An 886-nucleotide genomic window follows, 5' to 3' on the forward strand; every position below is an offset into this window, starting at 1 on the left:
ACCGCCACATCAAGTAGCGGTGTTTGGTATTTTCCGTAATGCCGATGGATGATCGGTATGGTTTATGGGTTTAGAATACCTGAGCCATCGACATCAACAGTTACACGGCGGTTTGGTTGCAGGCATTCAATCAGCTGTGCTCGTGGCTGGTTGGCATTACACTGCTTGACTGGTGTGGTTTCGCCTGCACCATAAGCACGGATAATCTGCGCAGGGATACCGCGTGCTGTTAGATAATCCACGACGGTTTTGGCACGGTTTTGAGACAGTGTTAAGTTGTAAGCATCTGAGCCTAAGTAATCAGTATGTCCTGTGATGATGACTGAATTGAGTTCATCAAAGGTGTTTAGACGAGCTGCCAACTCATCCAAATCACGACGACCGCCTGGTAGCATGTCATTGAGTGAATATTTGTCAAAGGCAAATAGCGCATCAGCATTTAGAGTGTAGCGCTGCAATTTGGCATCCAGTGGTGCAGGTGGTTGAACAGATGCGGTTGGTTCTTCAAGCTTTGGTGGGCAAGCGCCATCAATTGGATCAACTGGGTTCCAGTATTGGCTGCGAGTGAATTTGTCTTGGTCAAATAATAGCTTGAACTGGCAAGTCGTCACATCATTGGTACCAACACCAGGGGTGTGGAAGTGGAATAGATAATTCCACTCACGCGGACGCCATACTTCGGCATAATGTGGACGGCCCAGCAGCTGATAGATTTGATCCTTGGTCATACCAGGCTTGACTTCACGCAGGCTGGTCAAATCAGGAAAGGTGCCACGCTTATTATCAAAAGTGACAGAGTCCCATTTTGGCCACACAGGATTATCCGTCGTACCCTCGGCGGTGACTTTGGTTGGAGAGGTGGCGCAGGCGGTCATCGCCAGTGCCA

The 886-nt window shown here is 49.1% G+C and carries 1 protein-coding gene; it reads right to left on the minus strand.

What is annotated here, in order from left to right:
- Nucleotides 1-62: 62 nt before the first annotated feature.
- A partial coding sequence (locus B0681_RS10240) for an OmpA family protein (protein ID WP_211271536.1) occupies nucleotides 63-886 on the minus strand: 824 nt, incomplete at its 5' end.

Source organism: Moraxella porci DSM 25326 (genome assembly GCF_002014855.1).
GTDB lineage: Bacteria > Pseudomonadota > Gammaproteobacteria > Pseudomonadales > Moraxellaceae > Moraxella > Moraxella porci.